Raw genomic sequence first — 20,838 nt, 5'->3', positions numbered from 1 at the left:
AACCTGCATCTGAAATCGGGGCGGCACATTGCAGGCGCCGGATCGGAAAAAATAAGCGCAAGACGATTCCAGGAAGCAAACAAACCGTTTGCTTCCTTTTTGTTTTTTCTGACATATCATCAGGTTTGGCAGGGGGAGAATGCGGTAATTTAAAAAAGCAATGGTTGAGACAGAAAGGGTGATTTGATGTTCGGATTCGACGATATCGCAAAATTTTTCTGGTCGTTTTTGCTCGTCTTTCCCGCAGTATCGATTCTTCATGTCTTGGGCCACGGCCTGATGGCGTTGCTTTTCGGAGGCAAGGCGTCCCTTGAGATCGGCATGGGCAAAAAACTGCTGAAAATCGGCCCAGTTCAGATCAGAAGCATTTACTTTATGGACTCGTTTTGTAATTACGGGGAATTAAAATACGACAACCGGATAACAAATGCGCTCATTTATGCGGGGGGATCGATATCTAATCTGGCGTCTATTTTTCTCGTGAACACGCTGATTGCAAAAGATGTGTTGGCTGAAAATATCTTTTTATACCAGTTTGTTTATTTTTCGACCTATTATGTGTTTTTTGCGCTTATTCCGGTGCGGTATTCCGAGAATCACCTTTCTGACGGAATGGCGATTTATAAAGTGCTGAGATACGGGGAAAAGTATGAGATCAATAATTAATCAATAGAAAATCCGGAGCTCCTCACCCCGGATAACAGGTTACCCTTTGACGCCGTCTGCGGACGGCTGTTTATATTGCCGTACGGCTTCGATGAATGTGTCCAAAGCATCACACCCCGCATCATACCGAAAATCTTCCTGTTCCCCGTTATTCATCACAACGATATGCTCGCCGCCTAACAATCTCCCTTTCATACGGCGAAACGATGAAATGGTGCGGTAAGGCATATCGAGATAGAACGGGGCTCCGAAAAGAGAAGAATAAAACAGCAGCCGTTTTCCGGTGGCGGCAAGAAGGCCGCGGTAGGGTGTATAGCGGGCGGCCATTTTTGCATTATAGGCGCAAAGAATGACTGATTTCACTTCTTCGTCCGGTTCGAGCCGGCTTTGAATGGCCGCTTTTCCTTCAGCGATCTCCTTCATCAAAAACACTCCCTTCAAGATGTGTTACGATCTTCCTGAATAAAAGTTTCGCCGCTTCACTAAAATAAAGCTCCCGGTTTAGTCAAAAATAAAGTATATTAAAGGAGTTGACAAAAAGACGTCCTGTAACTAAAATAATTACAACGGTGGTGAAAACATATGGTAAACAGCCGTCTTGCTGTTGCAATTCATATTCTTTCTTTAATCGCGTCAAATCCGCGCGAGCAGGTTTCTTCAGAAATCATTGCCGGGAGCGTCAATACGAATCCGGTTGTCATCAGGCGCATGATCAGCCTCTTGAAAAAAGCGGACATCCTGACGTCGCGGCCCGGTGTTGCTGGCGCCAGCCTGAAAAGGGCTCCCGTGGACATTTCCCTGCTTGATATTTACCGCGCAGTCCAAAGTCAGGAAGAACTGTTTGCAATCCACGAAAAACCAAATCCGGACTGTCCGGTCGGGAAACGAATTCAATCAACGCTCGATGAAACCTTTTACAGCGTTCAGCGGGCAATGGAAAACGAATTGGCCAGCAAATCGCTTAAAGACATATTATTTCATCTCTTGTAAACGAGAGATGATTTTTCATCGCCTGGATGTAACTGAATTTGTTACAAAAATGAAAATGGAGGTTGTAACAATGAAAATCGGCATTATCGGGGCCAGCGGAAAAGCGGGCAAATTGATTTTAAAAGAAGCGGCAGGAAGGGGACACGACGTGACGGCGATTGTCAGAGACGCATCAAAAGCCGAAGGCAGCGGTGCGGCCGTCATTGAAAAAGACGTTTTTGATCTGAAGCCGGAAGATGTGAAAGGTCTTGATGTCGTGGTTAATGCGTTTGGCGCTGCGCCGGGGCAGGAGCACCTTCACGTTGAAGCGGGAAGAAAACTGATCGATTTGTTCAAGCAGGTTCCTGAAACAAGATTGATTGTTGTCGGAGGGGCGGGCAGCCTTTACGTTGATGAAGAAAAAACAACCCAGCTGTACAACACGCCTGAATTCCCGAAAGAATATCTGCCGACAGCAAAAAATCAAGGGCAGAATTTAGAGGATTTAAAACAATCAAGCGGTTTGAAATGGACTTTTATCAGCCCTGCGGCCTTTTTCAATCCTGAAGGAAAACGCACGGGCTCCTATCAAAAAGGACAGGAAAACCTCATCGTCAATTCCGCTGGAGAGAGCTATATCAGCTATGCGGACTACGCCATTGCGGTTGTAGACGAAGCCGAAAACGGCGAGCATATCAATGAACGGTTTACGGTTGTAGGTGAAGCGGAATAAACGTTAAGAGGGCCTTTCGGGAAAAAGGCCCTTTTTCATGCTATTCGAAGTTATACTGGATTTCATTGTATCCGGCAACGGCTCCGATGCAAAACAAAATAATAAAGAATATGATAAATAATAAAACAAGGACAACATTCGCCCCCAGATAAAACACTTGCCATTTTATAAAGGTAGCGTAGTTTTCCAGCATGGATTCGTGCGGTTCTTCAGATACTTCTTTGCTCATCAGCGATGCGGAGCTTGCCGATTTCAGCAAATATACGCCTGAAACGATCATTAATACGCCGGGTGCTGCTCCTATCACAAACAGCGGGAGGCCGAAGAGCGCTGTAAAGGCGCCTGTAATAATAATCAAAATTCCCGCGGCTTTTCCCCATTTTGAAATGATGTTAAGAGAATTTCTTAAACTTTCAGTCATCATAAACATCCTTCCGCCTTCCAAGATATATAATAAATTCTATTTATTTATACAATAAAAAAGAGTATTTTTGAATGATGAATTTTAAGAGATGGAAACGTTTTTAAATGATTTCCCGGAGGAAGCGGGTTTTCGGTATGGTATAGTATGTTCTAAACACCCCGCTTTACCGGTAGTTTTGATTCCGGTAACCGGCCGATTTTACCATAGGTCCTGAAAGGGTGTGTTTTTGCATTGATCTACCTTTTTTAGAAAGGCGGTTTTACTGTGAAATCCCCTTATCTTTATCGTCTCCTGCAAATCGATCATATAAAAAAAACCGGCGATCTTCCAAATGAACAGCAGCTTGCCGATTCGTTCGTCTTTGTTTTTCATTTGAAGGGCAAAGGAAGAATTGAGATTAATGAAGCGGATGTTCCGCTGCAAAAAGAAACGCTCTATATCTGTCCTCCTTATGAAACGTTCGGCATTACGGCGTCCTCAGATGATGTCAGCGTATTTCTCATCAGGCTGCACGCGTATGCAAGCGCCAAGCGGCACCAAACGCTTGAGCCTGACACAGATCCAGACCTCTTTTCCGACATTCAGATGATGAATGTGCATTCGGTCGGAAATTTGTCCGCCCGTCTTCAGGAGCTTTTTTCATTATGGCCGCCTTCTTCTGCGCTCCAGGAGATGAAGTGCCAGCTGGAACTGCAGCACCTTCTTTACGACATCTGCTCGGCAAGGCTGTTTCACCCGGCTGATACCGCATCAGCCATCGCCGACACGAAAGCGTATATTGAAGAGCATGCCGATGCACACATCACGCTTGATCAGCTGGCACACATGGCCGGTATCAGTGCTAAGCATTACAGTGAAACGTTCAAAAAGCTGTACGGGCAAAGCGTGACAGAGTTCATAACGGAAACCAGGATGACAAAAGCGAAACAGATGATGGCCAGAGCCAGCTACAAGCTGAGGGAAATCGCCAGCCAGACGGGATACCAGGATGAATTTTATTTCAGCCGGACGTTTAAAAAGCATACCGGGCTTTCCCCGAGCGCCTACATGAAAAAAAGGCGCAGGAAGCTTGCTGCCTACGGCCAGAACACGATCGGACAGCTCACACCGCTTCACCTCATTCCTTATGCGGCTCCGCTTCATCCGAAATGGACGGCGTATTACTACAAGAATTTTGCGGCAGACATCCCGGTTCACCTTAGCGCTTACCGCTTTGATGAACCGCGTGAGGAAAATCTGCGAATCCTGGCCAAAGCTGATCCTGAGCTGATTATCAGCATGGATGACGTTTCAGAAGAAGAACGGGAGCGTCTGAACGGAATCGCCGATGTCGTCTATCTGCCGTCACAGGAAGATTGGAGAACGCAGTTCACCTTGGCCGCCGCTCATGTCGAAGAAGAAGCGGAAGCGCGCAAATGGCTGGCGTCCTATGAGAGGCAGGCCGAAGCTGCGAAAAAAGCGCTTCAGGCTGTCGGGCAGCAGCGCTTTATGTTTTTGCGCCTGCATAAACGCGAACTCTATCTCGCCCACAATCGCTCTGTCCGGGACGTTTTTTTCGGCGACTTAGGCCTTGAATCGGCTGCTTTTTTGGATGAACCGACGGATCAGGCGATTTCGTTGGAAACAATCAAGGCATATCACCCGGATTGCATCATGATCTTCATTTACAAAGAACCTGAAACGATCGCCTATTACCACGAGCTGCAGAAGACGGCTGCCTGGCAGGATCTAAAAGCTGTGCGCGAACAGCGTGTGTACCGCATTCAGTCAGATCCTTGGCGCGAATATTCGGCTTGCAGCCATGAACGGATCATTCGCCATGCCGTTCGGCTGCTGTCCGGAAAAAGTTCATTTTAATTGCCGGATATTGTCCATGGTGTTATCAAGAAGGCTTACCTATAATTTTAATTGATAATTATTATCAATTAAATCAGGGGGTCTTAGATAGATGAGAAAAATCTCTATATGTTTATGCATTTTGCTTCTCGCTTTGACTGCGGCAGCGTGCGGCAGCCAAAAAGAAGAGACTGGCGGCGCTGCAAAAAGCGCACAATCATCAGAGAAAAGCATTCAATATCTCGGTCATACATACAAGGTGAAGGTTCCGACTGACCGAATCGTGATTACGGGAAGCGTGGAATCGATGGAAGACGCGAAGCTTCTTGATGTTCACCCTGCAGGTGCGATTTCTTTTTCAGGAAAGTTCCCGGCCTTGTTTAAGAGCATTACCGATAAAGCTGTTGCCGTCGGCGAAAAAACGGAACCTAACCTGGAAAAAATCCTTGAGCTTAAGCCTGACGTCATTTTAGCCTCTACGAAGTTTCCCGAGAAGACGGTGAAAAAGCTCGATAACATCGCGACTGCGATTCCTGTTTCCCACGTTGCTTCCAATTGGAAAGACAACTTGAACCTTTTGGCTCAATTGACGGGAAAAGAGGATAAGGCAAAGAACATCATTTCGGACTATGAAAGCGATCTGAAAGACGCTAAAGCAAAATTGGAGAAAGCCGCAAAGGATACAAAAGCGCTCGTCATCAGAATCAGACAGGGAAATGTGTTTATCTATCCTGAAGAGGTATTCTTCAATTCAACGCTGTACGGCGAGCTTGGCTACACAGCGCCTGATGAAGTAAAGGCTGCCAAAACCCAGGAACTGATTTCGCTGGAAAAATTAAGCGAGATGAATCCGGACTACATGTTCGTTCAATTCTCTGACGACGAGAATGCCGACAATCCGAATGCGCTGAAAGATTTAGAGAAAAATCCGATTTGGAAAAGCATTTCAGCGGTGAAAAAGGGTCATGTATTCGTGAATGCTGTAGATCCGCTTGCACAAGGAGGAACAGCATGGAGCAAAGTTCAATTTTTGAAAGCGGCGGCGGAAAAATTAACGCAGGACTAAACGTGATATGCACGCAAAGCGAATAACACGAATCATCATCATCGCAGCTCCGTTTGCCGTGATCTTATCCATATTTCTCTCCGTGTGCTTCGGAGCAAAGCAGCTTCATTGGGAAACCGTGTATTCGGCGCTGTTTCATTTCGACCAAGGGAATACAGACCATCAAATTATCTGGCATTCCAGGCTTCCGCGCGCAGCAGGCGCCCTCTTGATCGGGGCGGCGCTGGCCGTGTCGGGGGCGCTGATGCAGGGAATCACCCGAAACTATTTAGCTTCGCCTTCGATTATGGGCGTTTCCGACGGCTCGGCATTTATCATCACGCTGCTGATGGTATTGATTCCGCAGTCGTCCGCTCTTGAGATGATGGGGTATTCGTTTATCGGCTCAGCCGTCGGCGCGGGTCTCGTTTTCGGACTGGCTGCCGTGATTCCCAACGGCTTTATGCCCGTTCAGCTGGCGATTATCGGCACGGTGACGAGCATGCTGCTCAGCAGCCTGTCTGCGGCGATGTCAATCTATTTTCAAATTTCGCAGGATCTCAGCTTTTGGTACAGCGCCAGGCTGCACCAGATGAATCCGGAACTTCTGACATACGCCGTACCTTTTTTTGCACTCGGCATCATCCTGGCTCTTTCTCTCAGCGGAAAAGTGACGGCTTTGTCGCTGGGGGAGGATATTTCTGAAAGCCTCGGGCAGAAAAAAAGAGCCGTCAAGCTGACAGCGATGGCAGCGGTCGTCTTGCTTACGGGAAGTTCTGTCGCCTTGGCGGGGAAAATCGCTTTCGTCGGCTTGATCGTTCCGCACATCACGCGTTTTCTCGTCGGTTCTGACTACAGCCGGCTGATTCCCTGTTCCTGCATCATCGGCAGCGTTTTTCTGATTTTGGCCGATCTTGCCAGCCGGCTGATCAATTATCCGTTTGAGACACCGATTGAAGTCGTGACTTCCATCATTGGCGTTCCTTTCTTCCTTTACTTGATTAAAAGAAAAGGAGGGGAACAGCGTGCCTAAAAAAATAGCAGTCATCTATGCCGTTTTGATCGTGCTGATTCTTGCAGTCTGTTATTTCAGCATCACGATGGGAGCGTTCTCCGTTCATCCGGCGGAGCTGCTTTCAGCGCTTTTTGGAATCAACCCGAACGAGCAGTACGCCATTCTGCTGTTTGATTTGCGGCTTCCCCGCATCGCAACGGCAGGTCTCGTCGGTCTCGGTCTCGGGATAGCCGGCGCCGTCATTCAGGCGGTGACAAGAAACGGATTGGCCGATCCCGGAATATTGGGAATTAATGCGGGAGCGGGAGCCGCCATCGTCGGCTATATGCTGATTTTTCAAGGGCAGACGGAAGCGACCAATCTCCTCTCCGCAATGGGGATGCCTTTCTTCGGGCTGCTCGGGGGCCTTTTGGCGGCCGTATTCATTTTTGTGTTTGCCTGGCACGGAGGAAACCTCGATTCCGCGAGGATCATTCTTGTCGGGATTGCTATTAACTCGGGTTTCAGCGCCATATCTTTGTACTTGTCATTGAAAATGAACCCGAATGATTATGAAATGGCGATGGTCTGGAGAAACGGAAGCATCGGTTCGGCCAACTGGACATACATTCAAGCCGCTCTGCCGTGGTTTTTGCTGTTAATTCCGTTTCTTCTCGCCAAATGCCGGCTTCTTGATACGATTCGGTTTCACGAAGATACGGTGAAGAGTCTCGGCGTTTCATCGAATGCGGAAAAAACGCTGCTGCTTATCGCCTGTGTCGGGATCATCAGCGCCTGTGTGTCGATCTCGGGAAGCATGGCATTTGTGGGCTTGATCGCGCCGCATATTGCACGAAGGCTTGCAGGCGTGCTGCACAGCTATTCGCTGCTCTTAAGCGGACTGATCGGCATGTTCCTCGTCCTGTGCGCCGATTTGGCCGGGAAATTGCTGTTTCAGCCGTCAGAGGTTCCCGCGGGGATTCTTCTTGCGATTTTCGGCGTTCCTTATTTCCTGTACTTGCTGTTCAGACAAAAAAAGGCGGCTTCATAGACCGTCTGTTTCAACTAACATAGAGGGGAGGGGGAAGGCAGATGGTTCATGAAAAACATGATGAGGCTGCCAAGGACGCTGAATGCCCGCCGGTAGCCATACCGGGGACGAAGCAGCGTCTCATGCGGTCGTCTTCAGGGGATCGCAATTACCGGGTTTTTATAAGCAGCCCAATTGAGGAGCCGCCTCCTTCAGGATATCCGGTGATTTATTTGCTGGACGCCAATTCGGTGTTCGGCACGATGGTTGAGGCCGTACGAATGCAGTCGCGCCGCCCTGAAAAGACCGGGGTGGTCCCTGCCGTTATCGTCGGTATCGGCTACGAGACGGATGCCCCGTTTGATCCGGCGCGGTATTATGATTTTACGCTGCCGGTGCGTCCGGAAAATCTGCCTGAACGGCCGGATGGAGCGGAGTGGCCTGAATCCGGCGGAGCGGAAGCTTTTCTGTCATTCATCGAAGAAAAGGTGAAGCCGGAAATCGAACGGGAATTTAAGATCGATATGAGCAGGCAGGCCATTTTCGGCCACTCTCTCGGCGGTCTTTTTGTCCTGCAGGTTCTGTTTACAAAGCCCGAATTATTCCAGACATACATCGCAGGCAGCCCGTCGATTCATTGGAATCAATCATTTTTTGAAAAAGAACGCGAATTTGTCTCCCGATTGCATGCGGCAGATGCAAAGGTCGATGTATTGCTTGGGGCCGGAGAGCTGGAGAGAAGCCATAAAAGCCGTATGAACGACCGTGCGGAAAAGCTGGCAGAGCGCTTATCGGCTCTTGAAGAATTCGGAGTGCGGGCGGAGTTTCATGAGTTTGAGGGAGAGGGCCATATATCGGTTTTGCCGGTTTTCATCAGCAGGGCTTTGCGGTTTGCGCTAAACCCTGACAGACAGGCCAGATAGGAAGCGGGGCGGGGACCGATCTGCCCCCTTCGCTAAATAATGAAAGTGATACAAATATACCAAAGCGCGGATCAATCAACCGGAAACTATTTGACCGTTAGCAGTAATTGGTATATTATATTTTTAAACGATAATGATTATCATTATCAATTAGTGTGTGATTCAAAGTCTTCAGGAAAGGAAATGACCACAAATGAAAGGCAAAGTTGCTTTAGTTACAGGAGCTGCCCAGGGAATCGGGGAAGCGGTGGCAAGGGCGCTTGCGGAAAGCGGCGTGTCGGTTGCTGCGGTGGATCAAAATGAACGAGGGCTTCGTTCCATTGTGACAGACTTGGAAAAGAAAGGCCTGCATGCCAAGGCATTTGCCGCAGATGTCGGAAACAGTGCAGCCGTTGAGGAGACCGTGGGCATGATCGAACGCGATATAGGTCCGATCGATTATTTGGTCAATGTCGCCGGCGTGCTTCGGACCGGGTTGATCACATCGCTCAGTGATGAAGATTGGGAGAAGACGTTCAGCGTCAACACAGCAGGGGTTTTTCACGTATCCCGCTCGGTTGCCGGCCGCATGATTACGAGGAGGAACGGCTCGATCGTTACCGTAGGCTCCAATGCCGCGTGTGTCCCGCGAATGCAAATGGCCGCTTATGCAGCTTCAAAGGCAGCGGCTTTGATGTTTACGAAATGTCTTGGCCTCGAGCTGGCCGAATACAATATTCGCTGCAACATCGTATCGCCGGGATCGACGGATACGCCGATGCAGCGGTCCATGTGGTCTGGCCGGGACGGGGCACAGGCAGTCATCGACGGATCGCCGGAAGCGTTCAAAACGGGAATTCCGCTTGGCCGTCTGGCTTTGCCGGCTGATATCGCAAATGCCGTTCTCTTTTTATTGTCCGAATCATCACGCCATATTACGATGCATGACTTGCGGGTTGATGGCGGGGCTACCTTGGGAGTTTGACCGAATTTAAAAGGAGGTTTTGGAAATGATTGATCACCGTATCGTACAAGAAACGCCGGCCGACCAGCTTTTACGCGAGTATCGGCCCGATGCTGCGTTTTTCTTTTCTTCTCCGGAGCGGACCATTCTGGCCAAAGGCGTTTTCGCCGAAGTCCCTGAAGAAGGGGGCCATAGGCTGGAACATCTGGCTCAGCAGGCTGCTTCCATCCTCAAAGATGCCAAGCAGTCCGGACGGCAGAACCCCATCATTGTCGGTGCTGTCCCCTTTGACGAAACAAAGCCCGCGCAGCTTACCGTGCCGAACGAGGTCTGGTGCGCCGGCCCGCTGACGCTTGAACAGGATGTACAAATACATCCGGGTCCGGGACCTGCTTATGACATTGAGCCGATTCCTCAGCCCGGGGAGTATATGCGGGGGGTCGAAAAAGGACTGGCCCGCATTGCTGAAGGGGATGTCAGCAAAATTGTGCTGTCCCGGTCGCTGCGCTTGACATCACCGGCCAGCATCGATATCTCCCATGTTCTTTGCAATCTTGCACAGCACAATCCGGGCGGATACACTTTTGCAGTGGATTTGTCCAAGCAGGCAGCGGCGTCCGCATCTGCCGGAAGGAAGCGCCGCAGGACATTGATCGGAGCCAGCCCCGAGCTGCTGGTTTCAAGAAAAGGACTGCACGTTTACGCAAATCCTCTGGCGGGTTCGAGGCCGCGGAGCGATGATCCTGTGGAAGACCGGCGCCGTGCAGACGAGTTGCTTTCTTCTTCAAAAGATCGCCATGAACACGCGGTCGTCACCGAAGCTGTAGCTTCAGGGCTCAAACCTTTCTGCAGGACATTAGACGTGCCGAGGGAGCCTTCGCTGATCAGCACGGAGACGATGTGGCACCTTTCCACAGAGATCAAGGGCGTGCTGACAGACGCGTCGATATCGTCATTAGAGCTTGCTGCGGCGCTGCAACCGACCCCTGCTGTCTGCGGCACGCCGACAGATGCCGCCAGGGCGGCTATTAAGGAAATTGAGCCGTTTGCCCGGGGCTTTTTCACCGGAATGGTAGGCTGGTGCGATGCCTCCGGAGATGGGGAGTGGGTCGTGACCATCCGCTGTGCCGAGGCGGAAGAACGCGCTCTCCAACTGTTCGCCGGAGCCGGCATCGTAGCCGGTTCAAGGCCTGAAGACGAGCTGGCAGAGACGTCAGCCAAGTTTCGGACGATGCTCCTTGCGATGGGGCTGAACAATGAATAGAAAAAATTGGGGGGGATGAATATGCTTGCAGGATGTCCGACATGGCCGGACGAATTTGCTGAAAAATATCGAAAGGAAGGGTGCTGGCGAGGCGAGACATTCGGAGGAATGCTGAGGGAACGGGCAGACAAGCACGGCAGCCGGATTGCGGTTACGCATGGAGATGCTCACATGAGCTACGGGGAATTGGATATGAGAGCCGACCGTCTGGCGGCGGGATTTTTGGAGCTGGGCATCAAAAAAGAAGACCGCGTCATCGTCCAATTGCCGAATACACCGGAGTTTTTTGAGGTTTGTTTTGCCCTGTTTCGGATCGGTGCGCTGCCTTTATTTGCGCTTCCTTCACATCGGCAAAGCGAGATCGCTTATTTTTGTGAATTTGCCGAAGCGGCTGCATACATCATTCCTGATACACACTCAGGATTTGACTACCGCGTGCTTGCGAGGCAAGTCCGCAGCAAGCTGCCGGAATTGCGCAATGTCATTGTCGCCGGCGATCCGGAAGAATTCCGGGGGCTCAGCGATCTGTATAGAGATGCAGATCCCGGCCGCCATCCGCATGTTAAGCCGGATGATGTCGCTTTTCTCCAATTATCCGGCGGAAGCACGGGGCTGTCCAAGCTGATACCGAGAACGCATGACGATTACATATACAGTTTGAGAATCAGCGCCGATATTTGCCGGCTAGATCAAAACAGCGTATATCTTGCTGCTTTGCCGATGGCCCACAATTATCCGCTCAGTTCGCCGGGCGTGCTCGGAGCGTTGTATGCGGGAGCCAGGGTCGTTCTTGCAGATGGGCCAAGTCCTGACGAAACCTTTCCTCTTATCGAAAAGGAGAGGGTTACCATCACGGGGGTCGTTCCGCCGATTGCTTTAATCTGGCTCGAAGCCGCATCATCGCGAGCAGAAGACCTTTCAAGCCTCGAAGTGTTCCAAGTCGGCGGCGCCAAATTCAGCGCTGAAGCCGCCCGCCGTGTAAAGAGCGTGCTCGGTTGTACATTGCAGCAGGTGTTCGGCATGGCGGAAGGTCTGGTCAACTATACAAGGCTTGATGATCCTGAGGACATTGTCGTCAATACTCAAGGCAGGCCGATGTCGCCGTTAGATGAAATTAAGGTCGTCGATGAAAACGGCCGCGACGTTGAACCGGGGCAGACGGGTGAGCTGCTGACCCGCGGGCCGTACACGATCCGCGGCTATTACAAAGCTGAAGAGCATAATGCGAAAGCATTCACGCCGGATGGCTTTTACCGCACTGGAGATCTGGTCAAAGTCAACTCATCAGGTTATCTGATCGTTGAAGGCCGTGCAAAGGATCAGATCAACAGGGGCGGAGAGAAAGTCGCTGCAGAGGAAGTGGAGAACCACCTTCTTGCCCATCCCGGCGTACATGATGCCGCTGTCGTTTCCATGCCGGATGACTTTCTCGGCGAAAGGTCATGCGCATACATTATTCCGCGCAACACCCCGCCTGCCGCCGCCGAACTGAAGCAGTTTTTAAGAGAGCGGGGGCTTGCGGCATATAAGATTCCCGACCGGGTGGAGTTTACCGATTCTTTTCCGCAGACAGGCGTTGGAAAAGTAAGCAAAAAAGCGCTGCGTCAAGCAATAGCCGAAAAAATGGCGCAGTTCGCCAAAGCGAAACAATAATCAATAGAATGAAAGGACGTGATGTTGATGGCCATTCCTGCCATCTCTCCATACAAGATGCCGAAAGCATCGGATCTGCCGAAGAACAAAGTGTCATGGACGCCGCACCCGAAACGTGCCGCGCTTCTCATTCACGACATGCAGCAATATTTTATTGACGCATATACCCGGGGAGAGTCTCCGATGACAGAGCTTTTGCCAAATATCAATATGCTCAAGGAGCGATGCAAAGAGCTTGGGATACCTGTCATCTACACGGCTCAGCCCGGCGGACAGACGCCTGAAGAGCGTGGGCTTCTCCAGGACTTTTGGGGGCCGGGAATCCCTCCGGGTCCGGATCAGCAGAAAATCGTGGAAGAACTGAAACCGGATGAAGGCGACACCGTTCTGACGAAGTGGAGATACAACGCCTTTCGAAAAACGGATCTTTTAAGACTGCTTCAGGAGCAGGGCCGCGATCAGCTCATCATCACCGGGGTCTATGCCCATATCGGCTGTCTCATGACGGCTTGTGATGCGTTTATGCAGGAGATTGAGACGTTTTTTGTAGCAGATGCGGTAGCGGATTTCTCCTTACAACATCACGAAATGGCCATCTCTTATGCAGCCGACCGCTGTGCTGTCACCGTCACAGCCGAGCATCTTCTGAACGAACTGAAAAACGGGCGAAATGACGATGGTGTGCAAGAAGGCCGCGAACTGCTGTCGAAACAGACGATTCGCGAACAAATTGCCGCGCTTCTCCTCGAATCGCCGGACGACATCACTGACGGTGAAAACTTGATTCATAGAGGTCTCGATTCAGTCAGAATGATGAGTCTTACCGAGCGCTGGCGACGTGCCGGGGCTGAGGTGACGTTTGTGGAGCTTGCAGAAGAACCGACGATCGAAAACTGGTGGAGACTGTTGTCTTCCCCTAAAGAGCCATCATTGCCAAATTCAGATTATCAATGAAGGAGGTTGCCGTAATGCCTGAATGTCAAGATAACCGCAGGCCATTAACCGGAGCGCAGGCCGGCATTTGGTACGCACAGCAGCTAGATCCGCAAAATCCGATTTATAATACCGCTGAATACGTAGAAATCAACGGTCCGATTGATCATGAACTTTTTGAACAGGCACTGCGGCGCGTCATTGAAGACGCTGATACATTGCATGCCCGATTCGGGGAAGATGATGACGGACCATGGCAGGTGATTGATCCGTCATCAGATTTTCCGCTTCATTTCGTTGATGTCAGTGCAAAGAATGAACCGAGGAAGGCGGCTGAGGCGTGGATGAAGGACGATCTGGCCCGGCCGATCGACTTAAGCAGCGGCCCGCTTTTTACAGAAGCGCTTTTTAAAGCGGCACCCGATCTTTTCTTCTGGTATCACCGGGCCCACCATATCGCAACTGACGGGTACAGCTTTATGCTTATTGCGGAGCGGCTTTCAAAACTGTATACCGCACTTGTGCAAGGGAAGGCGGTTGATGATGAAAGGTCTTTCGGGCCGCTTGCCGCAATTCTTAGGGAAGATTCGGTTTATCGTTCCTCAGACCAATATCAAAAAGACCGCCGGTTTTGGCTGGAGCGATTCAGCGACGAACCTGAGGTGGTCAGCCTTGCCGACAGGGCGCCAAGAACATCTGACCGTTTTCTCCGCCGTTCTGGACATCTTTCTGCCGAACATGCAGACCGCCTCTTGTCTGCGGCAGGCTTGATGGGAGCAAGCTGGCATGAAGCAGTCATCGCAGCAGCGGCCGTTTATGTTCATCGCCTAACAGGCGCACGGGATGTTGTTCTCGGATTGCCGATGATGTGCCGTTTAGAATCGGCTTCGTTGAATATTCCCGGCATGGTCATGAATCTCCTGCCGCTTCGCTTGTCGGTGCGGCCGGAGATGGGAGCTGCCAAGCTCATGAAGCAGGTATCAGAGGAAATCGTAAAAATCAGGCGCCACCAGCATTACCGTCATGAAGAGCTGCGGCGCGATCTGAAACTGCTCGGCGAAAACCAGCGGCTGTTCGGGCCGCAGATTAATCTGATGCCATTTGCCGGCAGCTTGAATTTCGCCGGTTATCAAGGCATTGTTCACAATATCACGACGGGGCCTGTAGACGACCTTTCGATCAACATTTACGGGAGACCCGGCGGAAGCGGCTTAAAGGTGAATATGGATGCAAATCCCGAGGTGTACACGGAAAGCGAACTTGAAAAACATCTGCACCGTTTTCTTATTATTCTGAAAAACATTTCCGGTTTCCAGCAAGATATGCCGATTGGAAAAATAGAGCTGCTGCTGCCTGAAGAACGCCATCAGGCGCTGATCAAGAGGAATGAAACCGGTCATCCCCTTCCGGAAGCCGATCTTCCTGAATTATTCGAGATGCAGGTGAAAGAAAATCCAAACTCGCCGGCAGTGGTGTTTAAAGACGGCGTTCTCAGCTATTCCGAATTGAATGAACGCGCGAATCGGCTGTCCCATCTGCTGATTGAAAGAGGGGCCGGACCCGAGCGGTTTGTCGCGTTGGCTCTGCCGCGGTCACAGGAAATGGTGATCTGCATGCTTGCCGTCCTCAAGGCGGGAGCGGCTTATTTGCCTATTGATCCCGAATATCCGGCAGACCGGATCGATTATATGCTCAGCGATGCACAGCCGATGCTTGTCATTACAACGAGGGAGGCTGCGGCAAACATTCAGGAAAATGGAGACGTACCAAGAATGGTCATTGACGAACAAGACGTCATTCATGACCTTTCCCGTTATGCTGCTGAAAATCCGGCTGCCAATAAAAAACGCTCGCTTCTTCACCCTGCGTATATGATTTATACGTCCGGTTCTACAGGAAGACCTAAGGGCGTCATTGTACAATCTGAAAGCTTATGCAATTTTCTTTTGTCCATGCAGGAGACGTTTTCTCTTCAGCAGCATGACCGGCTTTTGGCAGTTACTACGGTTGCTTTTGATATATCAGCGTTAGAGATTTACTTGCCGCTCATCAGCGGTGCCTCCTTTATCCTCGCTGAGAAGGAAACCGTTCAAGATCCGCATGTATTGGGGAACATGCTTGAAAAGCATGACATCACGATCATGCAGGCTACACCGACGCTGTGGCATGCATTGGCGGCAAGCGTTCCGGAAAAGCTCCGCGGACTCAGAGTGCTCGTCGGAGGCGAGGCGCTTCCAAACAGCCTTGCCCGGCGATTGCAAGAACTGGATTGCCGGATTACGAATCTTTATGGTCCGACTGAAACAACGATTTGGTCAACGTGTGCCGCCCTGGAAAACGGCCGGAAAGAAGCGCCTTCAATCGGCCGTCCGATTTGGAACACACAAGTATACGTGTTGGACGCAGGCTTACAGCCTGTTCCGCCCGGCGTGGCAGGCGAGCTTTATGTGGCCGGAACAGGGGTGGCGCGCGGTTATTTTGGCCGCCCGGATTTGACGGCCGAGCGTTTTATTGCGAATCCTTACGGGCAGCCGGGCTCCCGGATGTATCGGACAGGCGATCTCGTCCGGTGGCGTTCGGACGGCTCTCTTGATTATATCGGGCGGGCGGATCATCAAATTAAGATTCGCGGTTTTCGCATCGAAATCGGAGAAATCGATGCGGTGCTTTCCGGCCACCCCGATGTTCATCAATGCGCCGTTGTCGTTCGGGAAGACCGTCCGGGCGACCCCCGCCTGGCCGCATATGTCGTTCCGGTTGCTGAAGCGAGTCCTGATCCGGCTGAACTTCGCAGCCATCTCAGTGAAACACTGCCTGATTATATGGTACCATCCGCATTTGTCATGTTGGAGGCGCTCCCGCTTACTCCAAACGGAAAGCTTGATCGCAAAGCGCTGCCGGCTCCCGTGATGAGCGGGCAGGCAGCCGGACGTGAGCCGAGGACGCCACAGGAAGAAATTTTGTGCGATCTGTTTGCTGAGGTGCTGGGGATACCGCGGGTCAGCATTGATGACAGCTTTTTCGATCTCGGCGGCCATTCGCTGCTGGCCGGCCGGCTCGTCAGCCGTATTCGTGATGTGCTGGGAGCGGAGCTTGGAATCGCCCGTTTATTTGACGAACCGACACCCGCCGGGCTTGCCAAGCAGCTTGATCGGGCGGGCAGCGCCCGGCCGGCGCTCTGCAAGCTTGAAAGGAGGGAAGAGATTCCCCTTTCGTTTGCCCAGCGGCGTCTATGGTTTTTATACTGTCTGGAAGGGCCAAGTCCTACCTACAACATTCCGGTTGTTGTCAATTTGTCCGGCCGGCTGAATCGGGAAGCTCTTGAAGCGGCGCTTGGGGATGTTGCAGAACGGCATGAGCCGTTAAGAACGATTTTCCCTGAAAGGCGGGGAACAGCGTGCCAGCTTATACTTGATCCAGACAAGGCCCGGCCTGAACTGCTCGTTTCTCATGTCAGAGAACATGAGCTTGAGGGAGTCATGGTCGAAGCTGTAAAATACAGCTTTAAACTTGCGGAAGAACCGCCGTTTCGCGCTCAGCTTTTCGTGCTCGGGAAAGACAAATATGTTCTCCTGCTGCTTCTCCACCATATGATCGGTGACGGCTGGTCATTGACGCCCCTGACCCGCGATTTGGAAGCAGCGTACAGCGCCCGCTGCCAGGGTGCACGTCCTGAGTGGCAGCCGCTTCCCGTGCAGTATGCCGACTATGCCATCTGGCAGAAACGTCTGCTTGGCAGTGAGAACGATCCGGATAGCCTGATTGCAAGACAGCTGGACTATTGGACAAAGACGCTTGAACACCTGCCTGATCAGCTTGAGCTTCCGGCTGATTTTCCGCGGCCTGCCGAATCAAGCTATCAGGGCGGCACGATTCAGCTCGCCATTGACGAAAAGCTGCACGGCCGTCTGCTCGAATTGGCCCGGACAAGCGGAGTCAGTCTGTTCATGATTTTGCAATCAGGGCTTGCCGCATTGCTGACAAGAATGGGAGCCGGGAGCGATATTCCGGTCGGAAGCCCGATCGCGGGCAGAAGCGCCGATTCATTGAGCGGGCTTGTCGGGATGTTCATCAATACGCTTGTGCTCCGGACTGATACATCAGGTGATCCGAGCTTTCGAGAGCTTCTCGGCAGGGTCAGAAACGTGAATCTTCATGCTTACGAACATCAAGACCTTCCGTTTGAGCGTTTGGTTGAAGTTCTCAATCCTGCCCGTTCCCGCGCCAGACATCCGCTTTTTCAAATTATGCTGGCATTTCAAAACACGCCTGAACCGGCCATTGAACTTCCAGGACTCACATCAACCGTTGAGGTAAAAAGCGTCGGCGCCGCCAAGTTTGATTTGACGATTGAGCTGCGCGAACATCGGAATGCGGACGGGACACCTGCCGGCATTGCGGGCTTCCTCGAATACAGTACAGATCTATTTAGGCGCGCTACGGCTGAAGCGTTGGCGGCGCGGCTGGTGAGGCTGCTTTCATCCGCCGCAGCCGACCCTGATCAGCCGATTGGACGGCTCGACATCCTGCTGCCTAATGAACGCCAAATGCTGCTGGGAGAGTGGAACAAAGCTCCGCTCAACGTGCCGGAGGCAAGTTTGCCGGCATTGTTTGAGGAGCGAGCTGCAGAAAACCCTGAAGCGATTGCCGTCGTATTTGAGGATGCTGTTCTGACATACGGGGAACTCAACAAGCGGGCAAACCGGCTGGCGCGCCTGCTGATTGCCAAAGGGCTCGGCCCTGAGCAATTCGCGGCCTTGGCGCTGCCAAGATCATTGGATATGGTTGTCGGTCTATTGGCCGTACTGAAAGCGGGTGCGGCCTATGTTCCGCTTGATCCGGATTATCCGGCTGACAGAATCGCTTTTATGCTGGCTGATTCCCGGCCTGCGTGCATCATCACAAATACAGAGGTTGCCCAGCGCCTTTCTGCCGGTGATATACCGCTGATTACACTCGATGATTCGCATGTAAAAGAAGAACTCAAACATTATGCTGAAATGAATCCGGGTGATGAAGACCGGCTTGAGCCATTGTCACCGTTCCACCCTGCATATGTCATTTATACATCCGGCTCGACCGGTACGCCAAAAGGGGTGGTCATCCCGCATCAGAATGTAGTCCGCCTTTTTGGAATAACAGAACAATGGTTTCATTTTAATGAAGATGATGTGTGGACGATGTTCCATTCTTACGCCTTTGATTTTTCGGTATGGGAAATTTGGGGCCCGCTTTTGCACGGCGGCCGGCTTGTCGTTGTACCGCACGCTGTCAGCCGTACGCCCGGCGAATTTCTCCGTCTGCTCGTAAATGAAGGCGTGACTGTTCTGAACCAGACCCCGTCGGCATTTTATCAACTGATGCAGGCCGATCGCGACAATCCTGAGATTGGAAGGCTTCTTTCCTTGCGATTTGTCATTTTCGGCGGGGAGGCGCTTGAATTGAGCAGGCTGGAAGAATGGTATCAGCGGCATTCGGACAATTTTCCGAGATTGATCAATATGTACGGCATTACTGAGACGACTGTGCATGTCAGCTATATTCCCCTTAATCGGGAGATTGCGGCTCTGCAAGCCAACAGCCTGATCGGCTGCGGGATACCCGATCTTGGCGTCTATGTGCTTGATTCGTGCCTTGAACCCGTTCCGCCGGGAGTAGCCGGAGAGCTTTACGTATCCGGAAGCGGTCTTGCACGCGGTTATTTGGGAAGGCCGGATTTGACCGCTGAGCGATTTGTCGCTGATCCGTACGGACCTCCCGGAAGCAGGATGTACCGGACGGGCGATCTGGCCCGCTGGCGCCCTGATGGTTCTCTTGATTATATGGGACGGGCCGATCAGCAGATTAAAATCCGCGGCTTTCGAATCGAATTGGGCGAGATTGAAGCCGTGCTGGTTCAGCACGATGAAGTGGATCAGGCCGCTGTCGTTGTTCGGGAAGACCAGCCCGGGGATAAGCGCCTGATCGCCTATATTGTCCCCGCCTCAGAAGCAGAACCCGATCCGGCAGAGCTGCGCCGGTATGCCGCCGGGACGTTGCCTGATTACATGGTGCCTGCGGCATTTGTAAAAATTGATGTTTTGCCGTTGACGCCGAATGGCAAGCTCGACCGCAAAGCGCTTCCTGAGCCGGATTTTACGGCGGCTGTTAAGGGCAGAAGTCCGCGTACGCCTCAAGAAGAGATACTGTGCGATCTGTTCTCAGAAATTTTGAGCGTGCCCCGGATTGGAATTGATGACGGATTCTTCGAGCTTGGCGGGCATTCGCTGCTTGCTGTCCAGCTGATCAGCCGAATCCGCGAAGCGATCGGGGCGGAGCTCGGCATCGGTGATTTGCTGGAAGCACCGACCGTCAGCGGTCTTGCTGAACGCCTTGAGGTCGGCAGCAGCCAGAGTGCGCTGGATGTACTGCTTCCGCTGAGAGCTGGCGGGAGCGAGCTGCCTCTGTTCTGCGTACACCCGGCAGGAGGCTTGAGCTGGTGCTATGCCGGTTTGATGACGTCGCTCGGCAAGGAATATCCGATTTACGGACTGCAGGCGCGCGGCATCGCACAGCGGGAAGCGCTGCCGGCAACACTGGATGAAATGGCCGCCGATTATATCTCTCATATCAAACAGGTTCAGCCGGCCGGACCTTACCGCCTTCTCGGCTGGTCTCTCGGAGGAAATGTAGTTCATGCGATCGCAACCCAGCTTCAGGAACAGGGCGAAGAAGTTTCTCTTCTCGTCATGCTTGACGCTTACCCGAACCATTTCCTTCCGATTAAAGATGCTCCGGACGAGCAGGAAGCGCTTGTCGCCCTCCTGGCTTTAGGCGGATATGATCCTGACAGTCTTGGAGACGGGAAGCCGCTCGAACTGTCGAGTGCGATTGAACTTTTGCGGCGCGACGGCAGTGCACTGGCTAGTCTTGATGAAGCCGCAATATTGAACCTAAAGGAGACTTATGTGAATTCGGTTCGCATTTTAAGCGAATATAAACCGCATATCTATCACGGTGATCTTTTGTTCTTCAGATCAACCGTCATTCCGGAATGGTTTGATCCGATTGCGCCGGAATCATGGCTTCCTTATCTTCATGGACAGATTGAGCAGCACGATATTGACTGCCGCCATAAAGATTTATGCCAGCCGGGTCCGCTTGCCGAAATTGGACGCGTTCTTGCCGAAAAATTAGATGCCTTAGGGGGGAGAGACTGATGACAAATCCTTTTGAACGTGAAGACGGCACATATGTTGTCCTGATGAATAACGAAGGCCAGCATTCGCTCTGGCCGGCATTTCTTGACGTGCCGGCCGGCTGGGCCGTCGTTTTTGGGGAATCAAGCCGGAGCGATTGTGTTGAATATATCAGCTCGAATTGGAGCGATCTGCGGCCGAACAGCGTGAAGCCCGCTCTAGGGGTTCACGGCGGTGATGAGTAAAT

The 20,838-nt window shown here is 51.8% G+C and carries 16 protein-coding genes; 14 read left to right on the top strand and 2 right to left on the bottom strand.

Annotation, left to right across the window (positions count from 1 at the left end):
• Nucleotides 1–186: 186 nt before the first annotated feature.
• Complete coding sequence (locus MHB78_RS22075) at nt 187–666, top strand: hypothetical protein (protein ID WP_046130326.1); 480 nt, start codon at nt 187–189, stop codon at nt 664–666.
• Between the two features lie 39 nt (nt 667–705).
• Here the strand turns inward: MHB78_RS22075 and MHB78_RS22070 are convergent, their stop codons facing one another.
• Nucleotides 706–1,089, bottom strand: coding sequence for a GRAM domain-containing protein (locus MHB78_RS22070; RefSeq protein ID WP_046130327.1), 384 nt, complete (start codon nt 1,087–1,089; stop codon nt 706–708).
• 159 nt (nt 1,090–1,248) lie between these two features.
• Between MHB78_RS22070 and MHB78_RS22065 the strand changes: the two genes are divergently transcribed.
• Both MHB78_RS22065 and MHB78_RS22060 read left to right on the top strand, forming a co-directional pair.
• Nucleotides 1,249–1,656 (top strand): Rrf2 family transcriptional regulator, encoded by a 408-nt coding sequence (locus MHB78_RS22065; RefSeq protein WP_046130328.1) that lies wholly within the window; start codon nt 1,249–1,251, stop codon nt 1,654–1,656.
• 70 nt (nt 1,657–1,726) lie between these two features.
• On the top strand, nt 1,727–2,368 hold the full coding sequence (locus MHB78_RS22060) for an NAD(P)-dependent oxidoreductase (protein WP_046130329.1): 642 nt from the start codon (nt 1,727–1,729) through the stop codon (nt 2,366–2,368).
• Nucleotides 2,369–2,408: 40 nt separating this feature from the next.
• On the opposite strand, the gene MHB78_RS22055 is transcribed toward MHB78_RS22060, so the two are convergent.
• Nucleotides 2,409–2,792, bottom strand: a complete 384-nt coding sequence (locus tag MHB78_RS22055) for a DUF5362 family protein (RefSeq protein WP_046130357.1) — start codon at nt 2,790–2,792, stop codon at nt 2,409–2,411.
• A 264-nt stretch (nt 2,793–3,056) separates the two neighbouring features.
• On the opposite strand from MHB78_RS22055, the gene MHB78_RS22050 reads away from it, so the two are divergent.
• The 11 genes from MHB78_RS22050 to MHB78_RS22000 all read left to right on the top strand — a co-directional run bounded on the left by MHB78_RS22050 (nt 3,057) and on the right by MHB78_RS22000 (nt 20,836).
• Nucleotides 3,057–4,649, top strand: coding sequence for an AraC family transcriptional regulator (locus tag MHB78_RS22050; RefSeq protein WP_046130330.1), 1,593 nt, complete (start codon nt 3,057–3,059; stop codon nt 4,647–4,649).
• A 91-nt stretch (nt 4,650–4,740) separates the two neighbouring features.
• Nucleotides 4,741–5,694, top strand: a complete 954-nt coding sequence (locus MHB78_RS22045) for an ABC transporter substrate-binding protein (protein WP_046130331.1) — start codon at nt 4,741–4,743, stop codon at nt 5,692–5,694.
• 7 nt (nt 5,695–5,701) lie between these two features.
• Complete coding sequence (locus MHB78_RS22040; RefSeq protein ID WP_046130332.1) at nt 5,702–6,706, top strand: iron ABC transporter permease; 1,005 nt, start codon at nt 5,702–5,704, stop codon at nt 6,704–6,706.
• 4 nt (nt 6,707–6,710) lie between these two features.
• On the top strand, nt 6,711–7,718 hold the full coding sequence (locus tag MHB78_RS22035) for an iron ABC transporter permease (RefSeq protein ID WP_099047128.1): 1,008 nt from the start codon (nt 6,711–6,713) through the stop codon (nt 7,716–7,718).
• Between the two features lie 41 nt (nt 7,719–7,759).
• Nucleotides 7,760–8,620: an alpha/beta hydrolase gene (locus MHB78_RS22030; RefSeq protein ID WP_046130334.1), complete on the top strand. Its 861-nt coding sequence runs from the start codon at nt 7,760–7,762 to the stop codon at nt 8,618–8,620.
• A 193-nt stretch (nt 8,621–8,813) separates the two neighbouring features.
• On the top strand, nt 8,814–9,584 hold the full coding sequence (locus MHB78_RS22025) for a 2,3-dihydro-2,3-dihydroxybenzoate dehydrogenase (RefSeq protein ID WP_046130335.1): 771 nt from the start codon (nt 8,814–8,816) through the stop codon (nt 9,582–9,584).
• Nucleotides 9,585–9,609: 25 nt separating this feature from the next.
• A complete protein-coding gene (gene dhbC, locus MHB78_RS22020; protein ID WP_046130336.1) occupies nt 9,610–10,827 on the top strand; it encodes an isochorismate synthase DhbC in 1,218 nt (405 codons plus the stop codon).
• Nucleotides 10,828–10,848: 21 nt separating this feature from the next.
• Entirely contained in the window at nt 10,849–12,480 is a 1,632-nt protein-coding gene (locus tag MHB78_RS22015; protein ID WP_046130337.1) for a (2,3-dihydroxybenzoyl)adenylate synthase, read from the top strand.
• 27 nt (nt 12,481–12,507) lie between these two features.
• On the top strand, nt 12,508–13,434 hold the full coding sequence (locus MHB78_RS22010) for an isochorismatase (protein WP_046130338.1): 927 nt from the start codon (nt 12,508–12,510) through the stop codon (nt 13,432–13,434).
• Between the two features lie 14 nt (nt 13,435–13,448).
• Nucleotides 13,449–20,612 carry a non-ribosomal peptide synthetase gene (locus tag MHB78_RS22005; protein WP_046130339.1) on the top strand — a complete coding sequence of 2,388 codons (7,164 nt, stop codon included), beginning with the start codon at nt 13,449–13,451 and terminating at the stop codon, nt 20,610–20,612.
• Nucleotides 20,612–20,836 carry an MbtH family protein gene (locus MHB78_RS22000; protein WP_046130340.1) on the top strand — a complete coding sequence of 75 codons (225 nt, stop codon included), beginning with the start codon at nt 20,612–20,614 and terminating at the stop codon, nt 20,834–20,836. The genes MHB78_RS22005 and MHB78_RS22000 overlap by 1 nt, the downstream gene beginning before the upstream one ends.
• Nucleotides 20,837–20,838 lie beyond the last annotated feature (2 nt).

This window comes from Bacillus sp. FSL K6-0138, assembly GCF_037982765.1.
Classification (GTDB): domain Bacteria; phylum Bacillota; class Bacilli; order Bacillales; family Bacillaceae; genus Bacillus; species Bacillus glycinifermentans.
Note: the sequence above shows the minus strand (reverse complement) of the source record. Positions and strands in the feature narration are given on the sequence as shown.